This is a genomic window from Sorangium sp. So ce887, assembly GCF_051521455.1.
Lineage (GTDB): Bacteria > Myxococcota_A > Polyangia > Polyangiales > Polyangiaceae > Sorangium.
The window spans coordinates 1,285,174-1,303,579 of record NZ_CP150354.1; the positions used below are offsets into that span (position 1 = coordinate 1,285,174).

General features: G+C 76.1%; 11 protein-coding genes. 5 read left to right on the forward strand and 6 right to left on the reverse strand.

Translation table 11 applies throughout. The features are described from left to right. Nucleotides 1–831, forward strand: coding sequence for a 50S ribosomal protein L2 (gene rplB / locus WMF36_RS04835; RefSeq protein WP_437578434.1), 831 nt, complete (start codon nt 1–3; stop codon nt 829–831). A 2-nt stretch (nt 832–833) separates the two neighbouring features. Continuing rightward, nucleotides 834–1,130: a 30S ribosomal protein S19 gene (gene rpsS, locus WMF36_RS04840; protein ID WP_437486975.1), complete on the forward strand. Its 297-nt coding sequence runs from the start codon at nt 834–836 to the stop codon at nt 1,128–1,130. A 219-nt stretch (nt 1,131–1,349) separates the two neighbouring features. On the opposite strand, the gene WMF36_RS04845 is transcribed toward rpsS, so the two are convergent. From WMF36_RS04845 to WMF36_RS04870, 6 genes are all read right to left on the reverse strand, one after another. After that, on the reverse strand, nt 1,350–2,384 hold the full coding sequence (locus WMF36_RS04845) for a tetratricopeptide repeat protein (protein ID WP_437578435.1): 1,035 nt from the start codon (nt 2,382–2,384) through the stop codon (nt 1,350–1,352). Between the two features lie 5 nt (nt 2,385–2,389). Continuing rightward, the gene (locus WMF36_RS04850) at nt 2,390–6,502 is read right to left on the reverse strand and encodes a protein kinase domain-containing protein (RefSeq protein WP_437578436.1); all 4,113 of its coding nucleotides are present in this window, start codon (nt 6,500–6,502) and stop codon (nt 2,390–2,392) included. Nucleotides 6,503–6,960: 458 nt separating this feature from the next. Next, nucleotides 6,961–7,599 (reverse strand): tetratricopeptide repeat protein, encoded by a 639-nt coding sequence (locus tag WMF36_RS04855; RefSeq protein ID WP_437578437.1) that lies wholly within the window; start codon nt 7,597–7,599, stop codon nt 6,961–6,963. Continuing rightward, complete coding sequence (locus WMF36_RS04860; protein ID WP_437578438.1) at nt 7,599–9,047, reverse strand: protein kinase domain-containing protein; 1,449 nt, start codon at nt 9,045–9,047, stop codon at nt 7,599–7,601. The genes WMF36_RS04855 and WMF36_RS04860 overlap by 1 nt, the downstream gene beginning before the upstream one ends. A gap of 133 nt (nt 9,048–9,180) precedes the next feature. Further along, a complete protein-coding gene (locus WMF36_RS04865; protein WP_437578439.1) occupies nt 9,181–10,551 on the reverse strand; it encodes a GDSL-type esterase/lipase family protein in 1,371 nt (456 codons plus the stop codon). Further along, nucleotides 10,548–11,690, reverse strand: a complete 1,143-nt coding sequence (locus WMF36_RS04870; RefSeq protein WP_437578440.1) for an SDR family oxidoreductase — start codon at nt 11,688–11,690, stop codon at nt 10,548–10,550. The genes WMF36_RS04865 and WMF36_RS04870 overlap by 4 nt, the downstream gene beginning before the upstream one ends. Before the next feature lie 178 nt (nt 11,691–11,868). On the opposite strand from WMF36_RS04870, the gene WMF36_RS04875 reads away from it, so the two are divergent. The 3 genes from WMF36_RS04875 (at nt 11,869) to WMF36_RS04885 (ending at nt 18,313) form a co-directional block, all read left to right on the forward strand. Further along, on the forward strand, nt 11,869–15,474 hold the full coding sequence (locus WMF36_RS04875) for a protein kinase domain-containing protein (protein WP_437581853.1): 3,606 nt from the start codon (nt 11,869–11,871) through the stop codon (nt 15,472–15,474). A gap of 101 nt (nt 15,475–15,575) precedes the next feature. Then, the gene (locus WMF36_RS04880) at nt 15,576–17,345 is read left to right on the forward strand and encodes a hypothetical protein (protein ID WP_437578441.1); all 1,770 of its coding nucleotides are present in this window, start codon (nt 15,576–15,578) and stop codon (nt 17,343–17,345) included. 5 nt (nt 17,346–17,350) lie between these two features. After that, nucleotides 17,351–18,313: a 3D domain-containing protein gene (locus WMF36_RS04885; protein WP_437581854.1), complete on the forward strand. Its 963-nt coding sequence runs from the start codon at nt 17,351–17,353 to the stop codon at nt 18,311–18,313. Nucleotides 18,314–18,406: the final 93 nt, after the last annotated feature.

Genomic DNA, 18,406 nt, shown 5'->3' on the forward strand with positions numbered 1-18,406 from the left:
ATGGGAATCAGATCCTTCAAGCCGACCTCGCCGGCGCGGCGTTACTACTCGGTCAGTGACTTCAAGGAGCTCACGAAGGTCGAGCCCGAGCGGTCGCTGCTCGAGCAGCAGACGTCCAGCGGCGGCCGGAACAACAACGGCCGGATCACGTCGCGGTTCCGCGGCGGCGGTCACAAGCAGCGCTACCGGATCGTCGATTTCCGGCGCGACAAGATCGGCGTTCCGGCGAAGGTCGCCTCCATCGAGTACGACCCGAACCGGACGGCGCGGATCGCGCTCCTGCACTACGTGGACGGCGAGAAGCGCTACATCCTGGCGCCCGACGGCCTCGCGGTCGGGGCGACGCTGCTCGCGAGCCGTAACGCGGACATCAAGCCTGGCAACAGCCTGACGCTCCGCTTCATCCCGCCCGGCACCTCCATCCACAACGTGGAGGTCAAGAAGGGCAAGGGCGGCCAGCTCGTGCGCTCGGCCGGCGTCGCCGCGCAGCTCATGGCGAAGGACGGCGACTACGCGCAGGTCCGCCTCCCGAGCGGTGAGATCCGCAAGGTGCACCTCGACTGCCGCGCCACGATCGGGCAGGTGTCGAACTCCGACCACGCGAACATCAGCCTCGGCAAGGCGGGGCGGTCGCGCTGGCTCGGACGCCGGCCGCACAACCGCGGTGTTACGATGAACCCCGTCGATCACCCGATGGGCGGCGGTGAGGGCCGGACGAGCGGTGGGCGCCACCCGTGCTCGCCCTGGGGTCAGCTCGCCAAGGGGCTCAAGACGCGGAACAACAAGCGCACCGACGGCATGATTGTCCGGCGGCGCGGGACCAAGGGTTAGTCATGCCGAGGAGCGTTAAGAAAGGGCCCTTCATTGACGGTCACCTGCTGGAGAAGATCCAGGCGGCCCAGGCGACCAATGCCAAGAAGGTGATCAAGACATGGTCGCGCCGCTCGACGATCCTGCCCGAGTCGGTCGGTCTGACCTTCGCCGTGCACAACGGGAGGAAGTTCGTCCCCGTGTTCGTGACGGAGAACATGGTCGGCCACAAGCTGGGTGAGTTCGCCCCGACGCGCACGTTCCACGGCCACTCCGGGGACAAGAAGTCCAAGGTCGGCAAGGGCCCTGGCGGTCGCTGATCGCTCCGCGGCCACGCGAGAGCATTGACGACAGGCGGGCGGGGTCGCAGAAGCGATCCCGCCCGTTCGTTTTTTCGGTCGAGCTCGGGCAGCCGGCCCGCGCGAGGGCGCGGATCGAGCGATCGCCATGACGCCAAGGGCGCGAAAAGGCTCAGGAATTTATGTTCCTGACGCGCCTTTCGCCCCGGCGGCCCGCCCCCTCCTCGATGGAGCGGCGGTCTAGAACGTGCCGCGCAGGCCGGCGAAGCCGGGACCGACGAGCAGCTGCGTCGAGGCGGTGGTGCGCTGGGGTTCGCCAGCGCTGCCGCCGGTGAAGCTCAGGACGAGCAGCGTCGTGCCGGCGACGAGCCCGATCGCACCGACCACCACGCCGACGTTCGCGACCGTCTTCTGGGCCTTGCCCGTGTCGACGTCGTCCTTGCGGTCGACGGGGCAGGGGCCCCGGCAGGTCTCGGCGAGATCGCCGTAGGTGCTGTTCGCCATCAGCCCGGCGACGGTGAACACGGCGAGCCCTGCCACGCCGACGCCGCCGGCGGCATAGGCGTAGGGACGCAGGTGCGCCCTCGCCGAGGGCGCCTCCGACTCGGGCAGGCCCGCGCCCTCGTCGAGGAGCACCGGATCGCCGACGGGGTCGGTCTGATCGGCGTCGAGCGCGACGGTCTTCGCGTCGCCCGCCGAGAGATCGAGGGTCTGCGGGATCGAGGTGGTCCTCGTGCGCAGGACGACCTCGGTCTTGCCGGGCTTGACCGGGAACGGCTTGCCCCACCGCTCGCGCGGGACGTCCTTGCCGGCGATCGCGAGCGAGGTCGCGGCCTCCGGGTGCGCCACCGTGACCGTCACGAGCGCGATCTTGCGCGCGAGGTCGTCTCGCTCCAGCTGCGCCGTCTGCTCCGTCTGGACGTAGCGCGGCTCGTCCTTGGCCCGGGACGCGGCCTCCGCCGCGACCTGATCGAACTCGAGGTACGCCTCGGTGTGCTCGCCCAGATCCGCGAGGCAGCGCGCGATGTAGAGATGGGAGTTCGGGCTCGCCACCGCGGCGTACGAGGCCCGGAACTGCTCCAGCGCGAGCGCGTAGCGCTTGCTCTCGTAGAGGGCAGCGCCCTTCTTGAAGAGGCTCTGCGCCTTCTCCACCGCGTCCGGCGCCGGCGTGGCCGCGGCGTCGTCCGCGCCCGCTGCGGGCCCGGGGAGCGTGCACAGGCAGAGACAAGAGACCGCACCGAAGAGCAGCGCACGGAGCCAGGGTCGAGATCGCACGGTGGTCAGATACCCGAAGGGTTGTACTTCTTTTGGGTGGTCGATTTGGCGGTCGATGCCGGCTTGGGCGCGGGCTTCGTCGACGTGGACGTCGTCCGAGGGCGCGCGGTCGACGCTGGGCGCCCCGTCGACGTCGGGCGCGCAGGCTGCTGCGTCGCAGCGGGAGCCTTGGCCGTCTGGGGAGGCGGCGCCGTCTGGGGAGGCGCCTCCTCGGGAAGCGGGGCCGAAGGCGTCGGCGCCTCCTCGGGAGGCGGCGGCGAGGGTGGCTGCGCCGCCTGCGGAGGCTCCGCTGTCGCCGGGGGCACCGCGGGGATGGCCTCCGCCGCGCCCGTGGCCGTGACCGTGGGCGCGGCGGTGCCCGCCGTCGCGGGCGCGGGCAGCGCGTCGACGCGCGCCTTGCCGATCTCCGAGGGAGAGCGCTCGTCGCCGCTGCGCACGACCAGCGCGGCGGCGCCGAGCGCCACGCAGAACATCGCCGCGCCGGCCACGATCAGCTGGAGCCGCTTGCGTCGTTCCCCGGTCTCGAACGACCTGTCGACGACCGTGACCTCGCCGGTGTCGTTGGCCAGGTTGCGGGAGCCGCCCCTCGCGAAGCGCGCAGCGAGCGCCGCCGCCCTGGAGGCGGGCGGGTCCGCCGCGGCGAGCACCTTCGTGGCAGGGCTGCCGGCCGCCGGGAGGACCCGCGGCACGGACGAGCCGAGCGGCTTGCCGTCGCGGGAGGAGGGCCGCGGGCTCGCCGGCTCGACCGGCTCGACGGGCGGGATGTTGGCCTGCAGCGAGGGCGCGATGATGAGCCGCGGCGCTCCCTCGGCAGGCTTCGCCGGCACGGCGATCTCCTCGAACGAGATCGGCTCCAGGCTGACGGGGCCCTCCTCTTCGTGCGCTGCCGCCGAGGACGTCACCGCGGCCTTCGAGGCCGGCTTGACGCCGGCCGGCCCCGTTGTCGCGAGGGCCGCTGCGCCGGCAGCGAACGCGCTCCCGCGGGCGCCCGCGCCCGCGTCGGCCGGCGCGGTGTGGGGCTCCGGGGCGGCGCCGGAGCGCGGCTCCGAGTTCACGGCCGCGCCGGCGTCGACGGCTGCGATCGCATCGCGGAGCTCCTGCGCGCGCTTCGACTGGATCTCGCCGATCGCTTGCCGCACGAAGGCCGCCACGTCCTCGTCGGTCGTGGGATCGCCGAGCGTCGACGCCACCTGATCGATGGCCCGCTGCATCTCGGCGCACGTCGAGAAGCGGTTCTCGCGATCCTTCTCGAGCGCCTTGAGGATGATCCTGTCGAGCTCGGGGTGGATCGCGCCGTTCAGCTCGCGCGGGGGGAGCGGGTTCTTGATCGTGATGTTCTCCACGGTCGAGAGCTCGGTCTCGGCGCGGAACGGGTGCAGCCCCGTGGTGAGCACGTACAGCAGCGCGCCGAGCGAGAAGATGTCGCTCCGGCGATCGATGGAGAGCCCGCCCAGCTGCTCGGGCGAGAGGTACGGCGTCTTCCCCTTGATGATGCCGCCGGCGCGCGTGACGTGCAGGCGCCCCTTCGACTTCGCCACGCCGAAGTCGACGATCTTCACGAAGCCGGCGGTCGAGATGAGCACGTTCGCCGGCGAGATGTCGCGGTGGACGAGGTCGAGCAGCGCGCCGCTGTCGTCGCGGAGCTCGTGCGCGTTGTGGAGGCCAGCGCAGATCTGGGAGGCGATGCGGAGCACGATCCGCTGCGGGATGCCGCCGAGCCGCTTCGCGGCCTTCTGCAGCGTGCCGGCCGTCTCGCCGTCGACCCACTCCATGACGATGTAGAGGACGTCGTCCTCCTCGCCGAGGTCGAGGATCTCGACCACGTTGGGGTGCCGGATGCGCGCGGCGACCCGCGCCTCGTCGAGGAACATCGACTCGAAGTCGGGGTCGTCGGAGACGTCGGGCAGCATCGTCTTGATCGCGACGATCTTCCTGAAGCCGCGGGTGCCCTGCAGGCGCGCGGCCCAGACGGCCGCCATGCCTCCCTTGGCGACCGGCATGAGGATCTCGTACCGGCCGAGGGTGCTCCCCGGCCCGAGCCGGTCCACGGCCGATGCCGCGCGACCCCACAGCTTCATCGGGCCCTGGGCGCCGGTCGGCGTGAGGAGCGTCCTGCCGGAGGTCGATGCCGGACCGCCGCCGAGCGCGATCTCCTGCGTGGCAGCCGCCGCCCCACCGCCCGCGGAGGCGGCCGCCGACGGGAGCGGTGGACCCTTCAGCACGGCGGCGATCGCAGGCGCGGTGGCCGACGCCGGCGCAGGAGGGATCGGCGTCTGACGAGGGCCACGCGCCGCGGCGGGCACCACGGGGACGCGATGCGCGGCCGGGGCCAGCGGCGCCGCGGGCGACACAGGGGCTCGCGGCGTCACCGGGCTGGACGCGGTCGCAGGCCCGGCAGCCACGGACGCCGCGGCGCCGACAGCCGTGGACGCCGCAGCGGAGGTCTTGCCGGGGACCTCGGGCGGCGACGGCTGCACCACCCGGGGCGGCGGCGGGCGCGGCGGCCTCGCGTGCGGCCCGGCCGGGATGGGCGTCGGCCGCTTCGGCACCGTGCCCTCGGCCGGCGTCGGCGTTACCCGTACCGCCACGAGGCTGTCGCCCGGATCCCCGGGCCGCGGCACGGCTGGCCGCGCAGGAGGCTGCTCCTTCCGCAAGGCCGCCGCCGGCGTCGCCGACGCCGCGGGGACCTCGGGTCTCGCCACGGCGGCGTCGCGGTTCTCCGTCCTCTCGCTCGACGGCTCGATCTGCGGCAGCGTGTCCGCAGGAGGGCGCGGCGCGGGCAGGCCGCGCGCGGCGACGTCCTCCGCCGAGCCCCATTCGGCGTCGATGCCGGCGTGCGCCGCCGGCACGGCGCCGTTCGACGCGCCGGCCCCCGTCTTGGCCGCCAGGCCGTTCTTCAGCGCCGCGGCCTCCTTCGGCGCGGTCGCGCCGCTCGACGGGCGGAGCTGGCTCGCGGTGACCGCGGCCGGCGGCGGGCCCGGAGTCCCGCGCGGGCGCGGAGACGGCGCGGTGATCGCGTGACGCGGGCCGTCTCCCTGGGGGGAGAGCGCGCCGTCGGGGATCGCCAAGCCCACCAGCGTCGCGCCGCGCGCGCGCGGCGGCGGCCGCGAGCTCGCCGCATCGGCGAGGCCCGCCATCGCCGCCGCGACCATGGTCCTGCGCGGCTCGATCGTCTTGCCGGCCAGCCTGCTGAGCGCCGCGGTCACGTCCGCCGCCCCGGCGATCCGCCCCGCGCCCGCGGCCTCCAGGGCCGCGAGCATCGCCGACGCGCTCTCGAACCGGCGCGCGGGATCGCGCTCGAGCGCCGTCCGGATCACCTCGCCGACCTCGGCCGGGACGGCGCTGCCGGCGGCGCCTGCGAGCGGCGGGATGGGCGCCGTCAGCACCTTCTGGATGACCGCGGACTCCAGCTTCGACGAGAACAGCCGCTGCCGCACGAGCAGCTCCCAGAGGAGCACGCCGACCGAGAAGAGATCGGCGAGCGGATCGAGCGGGGCCGCCGTGTGCGTCGCCATCGCCTTGACCCGCTCCGGCGCGGCGTAGGCCAGACGATCGGGGTTCCTCGTCCCCATGGGCGCGAGCCCGGCGATGGCCCGCGCGACGCCGAGCCCGCTCACCCGCGTGACCCCGTCGACGCCGACGGTGACGTGGGTCGGGTTCAGCTCGCCATGCACGAGCGGCGCCGGCTCCGCCGCGTGCGCGGACGCGAGCGCGCGCAGCACGTCGGCCCCGATCCGGAGGGCGACGGGCAGCGGCAGCCCCTCGGCGCCGGCGGCCGAGACGAGCGCGCCGAGCGGCTCGCCCTCCACGTACTCCGAGACGATGAAGACCTCGCCGTCGGCGACGCGGGCATCGAGCACCGAGAGCACGCTGGGGAAGCGGACCTGCTGCGCCATCGCGGCCTCGCGCAGGATGCTGTCCGTGATCTCGGCCCTCTTCGTGAGATGCCGGTAGATGCGCAGGATCGTGACAGGCGACGCGCTCGTCGCCTCGCCCTCGTCGGACGCCGTCCGCGCGAGCCACGTGGACCCGATCCCGCCGCCGGAGAGCTCTTTCAGCAGCTCATAATTGCCGAGTCGCGAAGCAGAGCCCGCACCGGGCGGCCTGTCGAGCGCCATGGGACTTGCATGCTATCAGGACGTCAGAAGCTGGATCCAGCGTTCACGCCCGATAAAACGCGAGCTTGGCCGTGTCCGGAGCGCCCTGTCAGGCGAGCTGCCAGCGCGGTCCGAGCGGACGCCCGGCGACCTGGCCAGCGCCGCGCTCGCCTCGAAATGCCCTGGTTTCGGCGCGATCTCGCCAGCGCGCCGCGGGCGCTCTCGCGGCTTGACACACGTCCGCGACGAGCTCCAGGCCGCGACGAGCTCGCTCCCGAGGCGATCGTGGCCACGGCGCGCCCGTGCTCGCAGCGAGGGGTGCGAGCTCCTCCGCGCGCACACACGTGCTCGAGTGTGGGGGGGGCCGACGTGGGCCGTCCCGGCCGACGCCGCGCGCGGCGGAGCGCGAAGCGCCGGCGCACGCCCGGAGAGGAGAGCGGTCCGTCATGGATGCTCCAGAGATCGACGGCCCGGCCAGCTCAGGGGCGCGGCGCGCCGATCGGGCGCGGCACGCCGATCGAGACGGGGTGAACGGTCAGCGTCACGAACCTCGTGCGGCGCTCGTGGCTCGAGAACGCGCTCGCGGCGACCGGGATCCCGTGCCGGAGCGCCACGGCCACGTGCGGACCCGGATCGACCCGGATCGCCCGCGACGACGGCGCCACCTCGCCGTCGAGCAGCAGCGTCACGCCGTCGGTCGCGCCGGCGAGGTTCAGCACGATCCGGGGCATGCGCCCCTCGAGGTCCTGGAGGCGCGCGTCGATCTCGGCGAGCACCGCCGGCGCCGCGGCCCGCGCCGTCGCGCGCGCATCCTGGTACGTCCGCTCGGCCGTCCGCAGCCGGCCGAGCCGCTCGTGGCAGAGACCGATGTGGAACGCCACGTTCGCCGTCGGCCGCTGGCGGGCGATCGCCTCGAACCGATCGAGCGCGTCGGCCCAGCGTCCGGCGACTTCAAGGGTCAGCCCCTGCGCGAACTGGAGCCGCAGCGCGCGCGTCGGGCCGTCGTCCTGCGCATGTCCCCAGGACGGCGAGAGCAGCGCCCAGCCGGCGAGCGCGAGCGCAGCGGCGCGCCGGCGAGCGCGCCTGCGCAGGGCGGAGATCGGTGCGGCGCTGCTCATCAGAACCCGGGGCTCGTGATGCGGGATCGCGAGGGACCGCGCGGCGCCGGCGCGCGCGGGGGCTTGTCCTCCGGGGCCGCGGTGATCTCGGGCCTGCCTGGCTCCGCCGAGGCGAGCTCGGGCGAGCCCGGCGCGCCGTCGCGGCTCGCCGACTTGCCGGCCGGCGCGTGCGGTGCGTGCGGTGCGTCGAAGCCCGCCGGCTCGGGCGCGCCCGCGCCGCGTCGCCACGCGGCGCCGCTGTCGGCGAAGGCCGCGGCCAGCACGGGGCGGAGGCTCTCGCGCGCCGCGTCCCCGGCCTCGGCGTCCGTCTGCTCCCGCAGCGCGCCCGAGCCGAGCGCCGCCGCGAGCACCGCCGCGCCCGCGAGCTGGAGCGCCGTGATCGCCCGCACGCGCCGCCGCGCCTCCGGCGGCGACCCGGCGCCCTGCATGCGCCCGAGCGTCGTCGCCTCGCGCCACCGAGGCGCCCGCGACCCCGCGGTCCAGAGCCGCCCGAGGGCGCGAAGGGCGAGCCGCGGGGGCGCGGCGAGCGCGCCGCGGGGGCGCGTCGTCGCGAGCGACCGCGGGCCCGTGGCAGCCGGCGAGAGGATCACGATCGGCGCGGGCGCGCTCGCGCCGAGATCGCCGAGCGCGGCCTGGAGATCCGCGCGCAGCGAGGCCGCGTCCGGGTAGCGCCGCGCCGGTTCCTTCTCGAGGCAGCGGCCGACGATCTTCCGGAGGCGCTGCGGGATCGAGGGCGGGAGCGGCGCGGGCTCGGTCTCGAGGATGCGCCGGAGGATCGCGTGGTGGTTGCCCCCGCTGAACGGCTGCGCGCCGCTGAGCGCCTCGTAGAGCATCACGCCGACCGCCCAGAGGTCGGCGCGCGCGTCGATGGTGCGCTTGCCCAGGGCCTGCTCGGGGCTCATGTACGAGGGCGTCCCGAGCAGCTGTCCGTCGATGGTGATCGCGTCGCCCGCGTCGGTGAGCTGGCTGATGCCGAAGTCGACGATCTTCGGCACGATCCCCTCGCCGGGGACCATGGCCATCACGATGTTCTCGGGCTTGATGTCGCGGTGCACGACGCCCTCGGCGTGGGCGGCGGAGAGCCCGCTGCAGACTTCGATGAGGACGGGCACGACCTCCTCGGGCGGCAGCGGCCGGTTCGGGATGAGGCGATCCGCGAACGGCGCGCCCCGCAGGAGCTCCAGGGCCAGGAAGAGGTAGCCCTCCTCCGGGAGCTCGCCGGCGTCGACCACGCCGACGATGTTCCGGTGCTGGAACTTGCCGATGATCTTCGCTTCGCGGATGAACCGCCCGACGACCTGCTCGTCCCGGTGCGCCGGGGACAGCTTGAGCGCAACGTCCCGGCCGATGAGCTCGTGGCGCGCCCACCAGACGCTCGCCATCCCGCCCGAGCCGATCGGCCGAATCAGTCGGAAGCGACCTCCTGCGACGTCCCCGGCATGCAGCATGTGCCCCCTTCGCCCATCGCGCGTGAGAAGCCTTCACGCCGATCGAGCACCGAGAGCCGAAAAGCACGAGCAAGGCCACGGGCTCGGCGATCCGCCGTCGCCGTCGAACGGAGCCGCTGGGTCGATCCGCTCGTCAGGGGCGATAGCGCTCGAGGAGGTCGTTCGAGAGCTTCACGCCGAGCTCCCGGTAGCCGCGGAAGGTCAGGTGGACGCCGTCGCGCGACGCGCGCGGCGGGCGCTCGCGGTACCAGGTCTCGATGGAGCCCCTCCCGCCCATCGCCTCGTACGTGTCCCAGAACGCGCAGCCGCCCTCCCGGGCGGCGTCGCGCAGCACGTCTCGGACGACGGGCGTGCGCTCCGCCGTGTCCTTGCGATCCGTGGGCGCGAGGACCAGGCAGTCGGCGTCGGGCTCGACCCTGCGGGTGCGGGCGAGCAGCTCGGCCAGCTGCTTCGCGTAGAGGGACGGATCCGTGGTGACGTCGCCCGCCTCGTTCGTGCCGTACTCCAGCACGACGAGCTCGGGCGAGCGCCGCGCGAGCTCGGCAGCCCATGCGAGCTCGTTCCACCGCAGCGCCGTCGCCAGGCGGGCGCCGTTGATGCCGAGCGTGTCGAGCACCACCCCGGGCTGGACCTCCGGATCGGTCTCGACGACGAGCCCGCAGAGCTCGGGCGCGCCCGACGGCACGACGCCGAGCTTCGTCGCGCCCACGCTCGCGAGCTTCGCGTGCTCGAGCGCGCCGGGGGCGTCGCCCGCGGCCCCGCGGAGGACCTCGCTCGGGCCGCCCTCGATCGTCACCGCGAGCTCGTCGGTCGGCGCGCTCGATCGGAAGCACACGTCCCAGAGCAGCCGCGTGGAGGGCCCGGCCCCGGTGACCGTGATCTCCGCGCGCGCGGGGCCCTTGTGCGCGCTGAAGAGGATCCCCCCGAGCCCGAAGACGCCGTCGTCGATCGGCGTTGAGCCGCCCGGCGTCTTCGGGCGGGTCCGCCACTTGCCGTCGGCCGTGAGCCGCGCGCCGTCGTGGCGGTAGGCGGCATAGCCGAGGTGCACGAAGCCGACGCCGCCGTCGCCGAAGCGCCGCTGCAGCGCCGAGCGGACCGCGCCGCTCCAGAAGTCCGCCGCGGCGTGCGAGTCGCCGAGCCAGGCGATGCGCACGTGATCCTTGCGGCGCCCCTGCTCGAGGGCGCGGAGCGCCGCGAAGAAGTGCGCGTAGGGCCCGTCCTCCGGGCGCAGCAGCGCGAGCTCCGGCGGGGGCTCAGGAAGGCGCGGCGCGGCCGCGCGATCGCCGCCGGGCGCGGCGACCTCCGCCGGGCGCGACGGGGGCGCCCCGGCCGGCGTGGGCGGCGAGGCCCCCACCTCGGGCGACGGAGGCGCGACGTGCTCGCGCGTCGAGCTGCAGCCGAGCGCCGCGGCCGCGAGCAGCGCCGCGACGAGGCGCCGAGGAGGCGCGGAGCTGCTGCGCTCCGGGGTCTCCGCGCGAGCCGCGGAGCGGGCTGCGCCGCTCACGAGAGCGGATCCTCGATGTCGAGCTCGGCGTCCGCGCTGGCCTCGAGCTCCTGGCGCTCGCGCCGCTCGCGGACACGCTCCTGCACGGCGCCGACGAGCACGTCGACGTACGACTCGAAGGGGGGGCAGGCGAGCCCGGCGCCGCTCAGTACGAGGTCCGCGTTCCGGGCGTCGTAGCGCACGGGGGTCATCAGCTGCTCGACGAACGCGCGCGGGCTGCGGAGGAAGCGCTCGATCCCGGGCGTGCGGAGCAGCGCCTTGGCGAGGTTCGACGGGATGTGACCGCGCGCGGCGCGGCGGCCGCTCGCCCGCGCGATGAGGTCGAAGACCCGCCGCGCCGACAGCGGGTGCGGGTCGGCGATGTGGAACGTGCGGCGCGGCGCGAGCCGGTGCAGGCCAATCGCGTGCGTCGCGCGGACCACGAAGTCGATGGGGACGATGTTGAGCGGCACGTCGCCGCGGCCGGGCATCGGGATCGCCATGTCGGCCGGCGCCGCCATGATGAGCAGCACGAGGAGGTACAGGCCGTCGAGCCGGTCGATCTCCCCGGTCACCGAGTCGCCCACCACCGTGGTCGGCCGGACGACCGCCACCGGTACCTGGCGCATCGCCCGCCGCACGAGCACCTCCGCGCGCATCCGCGTCTCCTCCACAGGGTTGCGGAACGCCTGACCCGCCTCGAGATCCTCCTCGTACACCGTCCCTGTACGATCTCCGGCCACGAACGCGGTCGATTGATGCACGAGGCACTGGAGCGAGGCGCAGGCGCGGGCGAGCTCGAGCACCTCGGCGGTCCCGACGACGTTCAGGGCGTGGGCGGCGCTCCGGTCGGCGCCGGCTTTGCTCACGTACGCGAGGTGATGGATCCGGTCGACCTCGCGGGCGAGCTGCCGGAACTCGGCGCCCGACAGCCCGAGATCCATCGCCGCGACGTCCCCCTCGAGCAGCACGACGCGCTCGCGGTCCGCCGCCGGGAGCGCGTCGCGCTCCGTGGTCGCCTGCGCCGACGAGTTCGCGAGCACCACGGCATACACGAGCGTGCGCGGCTCCGAAGCGAGGATGTGCTGCAGCATCCTGCGCGCGATGAACGAGGGGAAGCCGGTGATGAGCACCACGCTGTCGTGGCCGGGGCGAGGCATCGATCGAAGCTTACCGCAGCAGTGTGCCTGCTCCGCAGCTTTCCGCTGACGCCGCCTCGGACGAGCGCGGAGCGATGGGGGCATATGCGGCAGCGCGCGCCGCGCTCCGGCGGGGGGGGCGCGCGGCCGAGGGCTGCCCCTATCCGCGACCGCGGCCCCACGTATAATCGCCCGGTTGATGCGCCCGGGAGTCACGGTCGCGGACCGGTTCAGGATCGAGGGCCTGGCGGGATCGGGCGGGATGGGCTCGGTGTACCGGGCCACCGACCTGACCGACAGCAGCCGGGTCGCGCTGAAGATCCTGCACCGCGGGGCCGAGCATCAGGAGAGGCGGCTCGAGCGCGAGGCGCAGCTCCTCTCCGTGCTGCGCCACCCGGGGATCGTCCGCTATGTCGCGCACGGGGTCACCGCGGATCAGCAGCGGTACCTCGCGCTCGAGTGGCTCGACGGCGAGGACCTCGCCGCCCACGTGGCGCGCGCGCGGCTCAGCGTGGACGGCGCGGTGACGCTGCTGCAGCGCCTCGCGGGCGCGCTCGGCGCGGCGCACGAGCGGGGCATCGTCCACCGCGACGTCACGCCCGGGAACATCTTCCTGCCGGGCGGCGCGCTGGGGGGCGCCAAGATCGTCGATTTCGGGATCGCTCGCGCCGGCGCGGACGCCGGGGCTCCCGTGGGCCTGCCCGCGCGCGGGCACGACGCCGGCGTCCTCCGGGACGGCGAGGTCGCGCGCGACGGGGTGACGCTCGGGACGCCGGGGTACATGGCGCCCGAGCAGGCGCGCGGCGACGCGCACGTCGACGCCCGCGCCGACGTGTTCTCGCTCGGGTGCGTGATCTGGAACTGCCTCACCGGCCGGCCTCCCTTCGCCGGCGATCAGGTGATGGCGATCCTCGCGAAGGCCGCGCTCGTGGGCCCGCGCCGGCTCTCGGAGCTGCGACCCGACGTGCCCGCTGCGCTCGACGATCTGGTCGCGTGGATGCTCGAGAAGGATCCGGACGGCCGGCCGCGGGACGGGAACGAGGTCCTCGCGAGCGCGGCGCAGCTCCGCGTCGCCCGGGAGCAGGCCAGGGACACCGGCGAGAGCGGGACGCCGAGCACGCGGCCCGCCCGGGCGCTTGCCGAGAGCGCCGCGGGCGAGCCGCGGCTCATCAGCGTGGTGCTCATCCACGGCGCGCTCCCGGGCGACGCCGCGGCGGCGGCGCCCGCCGCGGGCGCCGGGCCCGGCGCGCCGGGCGCCGCTCTGCAGCCGGCGCACCCCCAGGAGCCCGCGCCGAGGGCCGCGATGGAGGCGGCGGTCCGGGCCGCGGTCGCGCCCTTCGGCGGGCGCGTCGACCGGCTCGCTGCCAGGTGGCTCCTCGTCACGATCGCCGGCGGCGGCGAGGCCAACCTGCAGGCGGAGCCGCCGCGCCCCGCCGGAGCGCAGGCGAGGACGCCGACGGACCAGGCCGCCCACGCGGCGCGCTGCGCGCTCGCGCTGCGCTCGCTGCTGCCCGCGGACGTCTCCATCGCGCTCGCGACCGGCCAGGACGTCGCCTCCGGCCGCTGGCCTGCGCGGCAGGTGATCGATCGCGCCGCGGCGCTGCTCGGCGCCCGGTCGCGTGCGGAGTCGCGCGCGGAGGGTGAGCGCCCCGCCGGCGCCGGGAGCGACGGCGCGCCGCCGCACGGCGGTGTCCTGATCGACGACGTGACGGCCGGCCTGCTCGCGATCGGCCGTCACGAGATGGAGCGCCTCTTCCCCGAGCTCTGGGCCGCGGGCGCCCCCCTCGATCCTCGGCCCGGCGAGCGCGCTCCCCGTGCCCCGGGGCAGCTCGCCCGCGAGGTGATGGGGCCGGGCGCCGCCGCGGAGGCGCGCGCCGACGGCGGCGCGGCGGTGCGCGCGTTCTACCTCGAGGAGCTGATCCGGTCGGTGGCCCGCGGCGACGCCGAGGGCTCGCCCGAGACGGTGCTCGCGATGGCGCACGCCCGCCTCGACGACCTGCACCCGGCGGTGCGCCGCATCCTCCGCGCGGCGAGCATCTTCGGCGAGGCGTTCTGGCGCGGCGGCGTGGCCGCCCTGCTCGGCGGGGCGCAGGGCGCGCCGGACCTGGACAGGTGGCTCCTCGAGCTCGTCGCGCGCGCGCTCGTCGAGCGGCGCCCCGCGTGCAGGCTCGCCGGCGAGGAGGAGTACGCGTTCCGGCACGCGCGCCTCCGCGAGGCCGCGTACGCGACGCTCACCCGGGGCGACCGGCTCCTCGGCCACCGGCTCGCGGGCGCGTGGCTCGAGCAGTCCGGGGAGCTCGACCCGATCGTGCTCGCGGAGCACTTCGACCACGGCGGAGAGCACGGCCGGGCGATGCAGTGGTTCCTGCGCGGCGCCGAGCACGCGCTCGATCGCGGCGATCTCGGCGCGGCCATCGCGCACGCGGAGCGGGGCGCGCGGCACGGAGATCTCTGCGATCGCCTCGCGGACGAGGACCTCGCCGGGGAGCGCGGCGCCTCGGCCGACCCGCACGGCCTGCGCGAGGGCGAGACGCTGAGCGCGCTGCGCCTGGTCCAGGCGGAGGCGCACCGCTGGCGCGGCGAGTTCGAGCAGGCCCAGCGCTGCGCCGCCCAGGCGGCGCGGCGCCTGCCTCGCGGCACGCCGCCCTGGTTCCGCGCCGCCGACGAGCTGATGAGCGCGAGCGGCCGGAGGGGCGACTACATGCTCACGACCGCCTGGGCGAAGGAGGTCGCCGCGTGCGGCGATGCCGGGGCCACGGCGGGCGGTCCAGGCGACGCGGGCGCGCCCCGGAGCGAGCCGTCCGGGGCCCGGGCCGCGGCCGACCTCCGCTCGGCGCGCGTCATCGCCCTGTGCTCGGCGGCCCGCCAGCTCTTCCCCGCGGGGCGCTACGCCGAGGCGGACGCGCTGATCGCGCGGGTGCGCGCCCTCGCGGGGGATCTCGCGTCCCTCGCGCCGCGCGCCGCCGCCGAGGTGCACCGGCTGCGCGGCGCGCGGGCGCGGCACCTCGGCGATCCCGCGGGCGACATGGCGGGCTACGCGGCCGCGGTCGACGCGTTCGAGCGGGCCGGCGACGTCCGCGACGCGTGCAACGCCCGCGTCAGCCTCGGCTGCGCGCTCCTCGAGCTCGGCGATTTCGAGCGGGCCGGCGAGGAGCTCACCGCCGCGCTCGCGGCCGCCGAGCGCATGGGGCTGCGCACCGTCGCCACGCGCGCCCGGCAGAACCTCGGCCGTGTGCTCGCGGCCAGCGGTCGGCTCGACGACGCGCTCGCGCTCTCGCGGCAGGTCATCCTGGAGGCCCGCGCACAGGGCAACCTGCGCCTCGAGGGCGGCACCCGCATTTACGCCGCCCTCATCGCCCACGCCGCCGGGGACTTCGCCGCGGCGGAGTCCGACGCCCGCGACGCCGCGGAGCTCCTCCAGGTGGTGCCGCCCTCCCGCGCCGGGGCGCTCGCCGCGCTCGCGCGCGCCCTGTCCGCCCAGGGGCGCGCCGACGACGCGCTCTCGGCGGCGCGCGAGGCCGAAGGCATCCTCGCGCGCCACGGCGGCCTCGAGGCGTTCGAGTCGCTGGTCCTCGTCGCCGCCGTCGAGGCGGCGCGCGCCGCGGGGGACCTCGAGGGCGCCCGCGCCGCCGCTGCCCGGGGCCGCGACAGGCTCCTCGCCCGGGCCGCGGAGATCCCGGAGCCCGCCCTGCGCGAGAGCTTCCTGCACCGCGTCCGCGAGAACGCGATGCTGCTCTCGCTCGCGCGCATCTGCCTCGGGGAGTCCGCCGTGGTCGTCGCCGCCCGCCGCTCCCCGAGGTCCTGACGCGCCGCTGCGCCGCGGCGCGGCGGCGCCTCGGGAACCCCAGCGCGCGGCGGTTTGCAGGTTCGTGGTCGACCGCGGCAGGAAGGCGCTACCGTGCGGTCGTGATCGTACGACCGACCTCCGCCGTGCACCGCCGCGCCGCCGCGCTCCTGGCCCTCGTCCTCGGCCTCGGCCTGAGCGCGGGCGCCCTCGGCTGCAAATCGCCGGGCGCGCCGGCCGACGCCGGCGTCGCGGGCCTGAGCCCCGTGCCCGCGCCGGCGGGGCTCATCGCCGAGGCGTTCCTCCCGACGCCCGACGCCACGTGGGCCAAGGTGCGCGCCCTCCTCGGCGGCCCGGCGGCGCTCCTCCCGGGCAGCGCCGGCGCCCTCGCCGCCTCGCTGCTCGGCCTGCCCATCGCCGTCGCGTCCGAGATCGACGGCAACGTGCCGTTGCTCGGCGCGGCCGTGGAGTCCCCCGACCGGCCGCGCCCCCGGGCCGCGCTCGGCATCCACGTGAAGGACGGCGGGCGTCTGATCGACCAGCTCACGCGTGGCGAGGGCGCGCGCTTCCGCGTGAAGCCCGACGCGGCGACCTCGATCGCGCTGCTCGAGCCGCTGCAGGGCGCGAGCCCGGTGGCCCTCGGCGTCCTCGGCAACTACCTGCTCGTCGCGGAGAGCCCGGGCGACCTGACCACCCTGGGCCCGTACGTCGCGCGGACGATGCCGCAGGCGCAGGTGCCGAAGGAGGATCTCGCGATCGAGATCCCGCGGCCCGCGATCGAGGGCCCGGTGCTCAGGGCGGCGCGGAGCGCCTGGGACAAGGCGCGCGGGCCGGACGGCGCGCCGGCCGCCACCGCGGTCCCGCTCGCCCCGATGATCGAGGGCGGGCTCGCGGTGCTCGGCGATCTCGAGCGGGCGCGCCTCACGCTGGTGCTGGACGAGAGCGCGCACCTGCGCGTCTCCGGGACGCCGAAGGCCGGGGGTGGCCCGGCGTCGAAGGCGTCGACCGAGCTCGCGGTCGGCGACGTGAAGCCGCTGCTCGAGCTGCCCGCCGACGCGCTCGCCGGGATCCTGGTCCGCGACCGGGCCGCGTCGCGCGCCGAGAACGTCCCCAAGCTCGTCGACGCCCTCGCGGGGCTCATCGAGGGCGGCCTCCCGCCCGCCGAGCGGGAGCGGCTCGGCGCCGCGATCCGCGCGGCGTCCGACGCGCGCGGCGACTGGTTCGCCGGCGGGCTCCGCTTCAACGGTGGGGGCCCCACGGCGTTCGTGCGCGCCGCCGTGGGCGACCGGGCCAAGCTCGAGGCCGCGATCCAGGACCTGCTCGGCGCCGCGGAGCTCCCGCCGATCAAGGCCGCGCTGCAGCGGGAGGGGATCCGGGCCTCCACGGGCAAGGCCGAGCTCCCGCAGCTCGAGGGCGAGGTGCGGCGCGTGCGCTTCGAGCAGACCGCCGCGGCGAGCCAGCCCGGCGGCGCGGGCGCGTCGGCGGCGCGGCCGGCGCGGAAGGGAGCGTCGGGCGCGGCGCTGCCGCCGGCCACGATCGAGCTGCTCTACCTGATCCGCGACGATGGCCTCTTCGCGTCGGTCGGCAACGATCCGGGCGCGGGGCTCCGCAGCGCCGTCGCCGCGGCCCAGGGGGAGAGCCTCGGCGACGTGCCGGCCATGAAGGCCGCGCTGGCCCCGCTCGGCGCGGACATCGCGTTCGCGCTGGTGGTCGAGCCGCTGCGGCTCGTCGCGAGCCGCCTCGGCCAGCCGGGCGCGGGCGATCCGGCGCCCGTGGTGGTCGCCGCCGGCGCCGCGCCGGCCGGCGCCGGCGCTCCCGCCGCGATCTGGGCGCGCGCCGACATCGCAGCCGCGGCGATCCGGGAGCTCGCCCGCCTCGGAGGCGCCTTTTGACGAGCGTGGCGCGCGCGGGCGCGCCCGTCGTCCGCGGGCTCGGTGCGTTGCTGCTGGCGCTCGCCGCGGGGTGCGCGGCGAAGGGGGGCGCGGACTGGGCCGAGGACGGCTCGAGCGCGCCGCAGATCGCGCGCGGAGGCGCCGGCTGGCTCCATGCGCCCCTGCCGGAGGACGGCGATCGCGGCCCGACCGCCGGCGCCGCCCGCGGCCCCGAGGGCCGCCGCGCCGCCGGCGCGCCGGACGGGGCGGCCGACGCGGCGCATGCCGACCGGCGCGGCGCCGCGGGCGAGGTCCCCGGGCACGACGAGCCCGCGATCCTCGTCCGCGAGCACGGCCGGCCCGCGCGCGCTGCCGACGCGGCGCGCGCGCCCGCGGCGCCGGGGCTCGCGCCCGGGCTGTTCCGGAACACCTACTACGACTTCCCGAGCGAGGGCGGAGGGTCGAAGGATGCGGTCCTCTACGACGCTGCGTGCGCGCCGCTCGCGAGCGTCCCGCGCGCGTTCCACGACCAGGTCTGCGTCCAGGGGAGCGGCCGCCTCGCTTCGGGCGACACGGTGAGCTTCGCGCGTCGCGGCTGCGCGTGCGCCGACGCCTGCCCGCGCACCGGCCAGCAGGTCTGCTTCGAGCGGCTCGACCCGCGGCGCTTCCCGTACGGCCGCGGCGCCACCGGGCGCGCCATCACGCCGCTGCGCACGGTCGCGGTCGACTCGAGCGTCATTCCGCTCGGCACGGCCCTTTACGTGCCCGAGCTCGTCGGGCTGCCGCTCCCGGGCGGGGGCCGCCACGACGGCTGCTTCGTCGCCGAGGACCGCGGCATCAAGGTCGTCGGCCGCCAGATCGACGTCTTCACCGGCGATCCCGCGGTCACCGCGCGCCTCAACGCGCTCTTCCCGTCGAACCGCGGCGTGCGCCCCGTGCTCGATGACGCGCGCTGTCGCACGATCGTCGCCGCGCGGGGGCCGTCCTGACGGCGCTCCACCCGCGGAAACGCCGGGAAGCCGAGGGAAACCGAGGGAGGGCGCGCGACGGACCGTAAGCCCGGCCGCGCTCCCGCGTGAAAT

Coding starts and splice junctions, on each gene's coding strand:
- rpsS (WP_437486975.1), top strand. CDS start 834: ATGCCGAGGAGCGTTAAGAAAGGGCCCTTCATTGACGGTCACCTGCTG.
- WMF36_RS04875 (WP_437581853.1), top strand. CDS start 11,869: ATGCGCCCGGGAGTCACGGTCGCGGACCGGTTCAGGATCGAGGGCCTG.
- rplB (WP_437578434.1), top strand. CDS start 1: ATGGGAATCAGATCCTTCAAGCCGACCTCGCCGGCGCGGCGTTACTAC.
- WMF36_RS04855 (WP_437578437.1), bottom strand. CDS start 7,599: ATGAGCAGCGCCGCACCGATCTCCGCCCTGCGCAGGCGCGCTCGCCGG.
- WMF36_RS04870 (WP_437578440.1), bottom strand. CDS start 11,690: ATGCCTCGCCCCGGCCACGACAGCGTGGTGCTCATCACCGGCTTCCCC.
- WMF36_RS04860 (WP_437578438.1), bottom strand. CDS start 9,047: ATGCTGCATGCCGGGGACGTCGCAGGAGGTCGCTTCCGACTGATTCGG.
- WMF36_RS04850 (WP_437578436.1), bottom strand. CDS start 6,502: ATGGCGCTCGACAGGCCGCCCGGTGCGGGCTCTGCTTCGCGACTCGGC.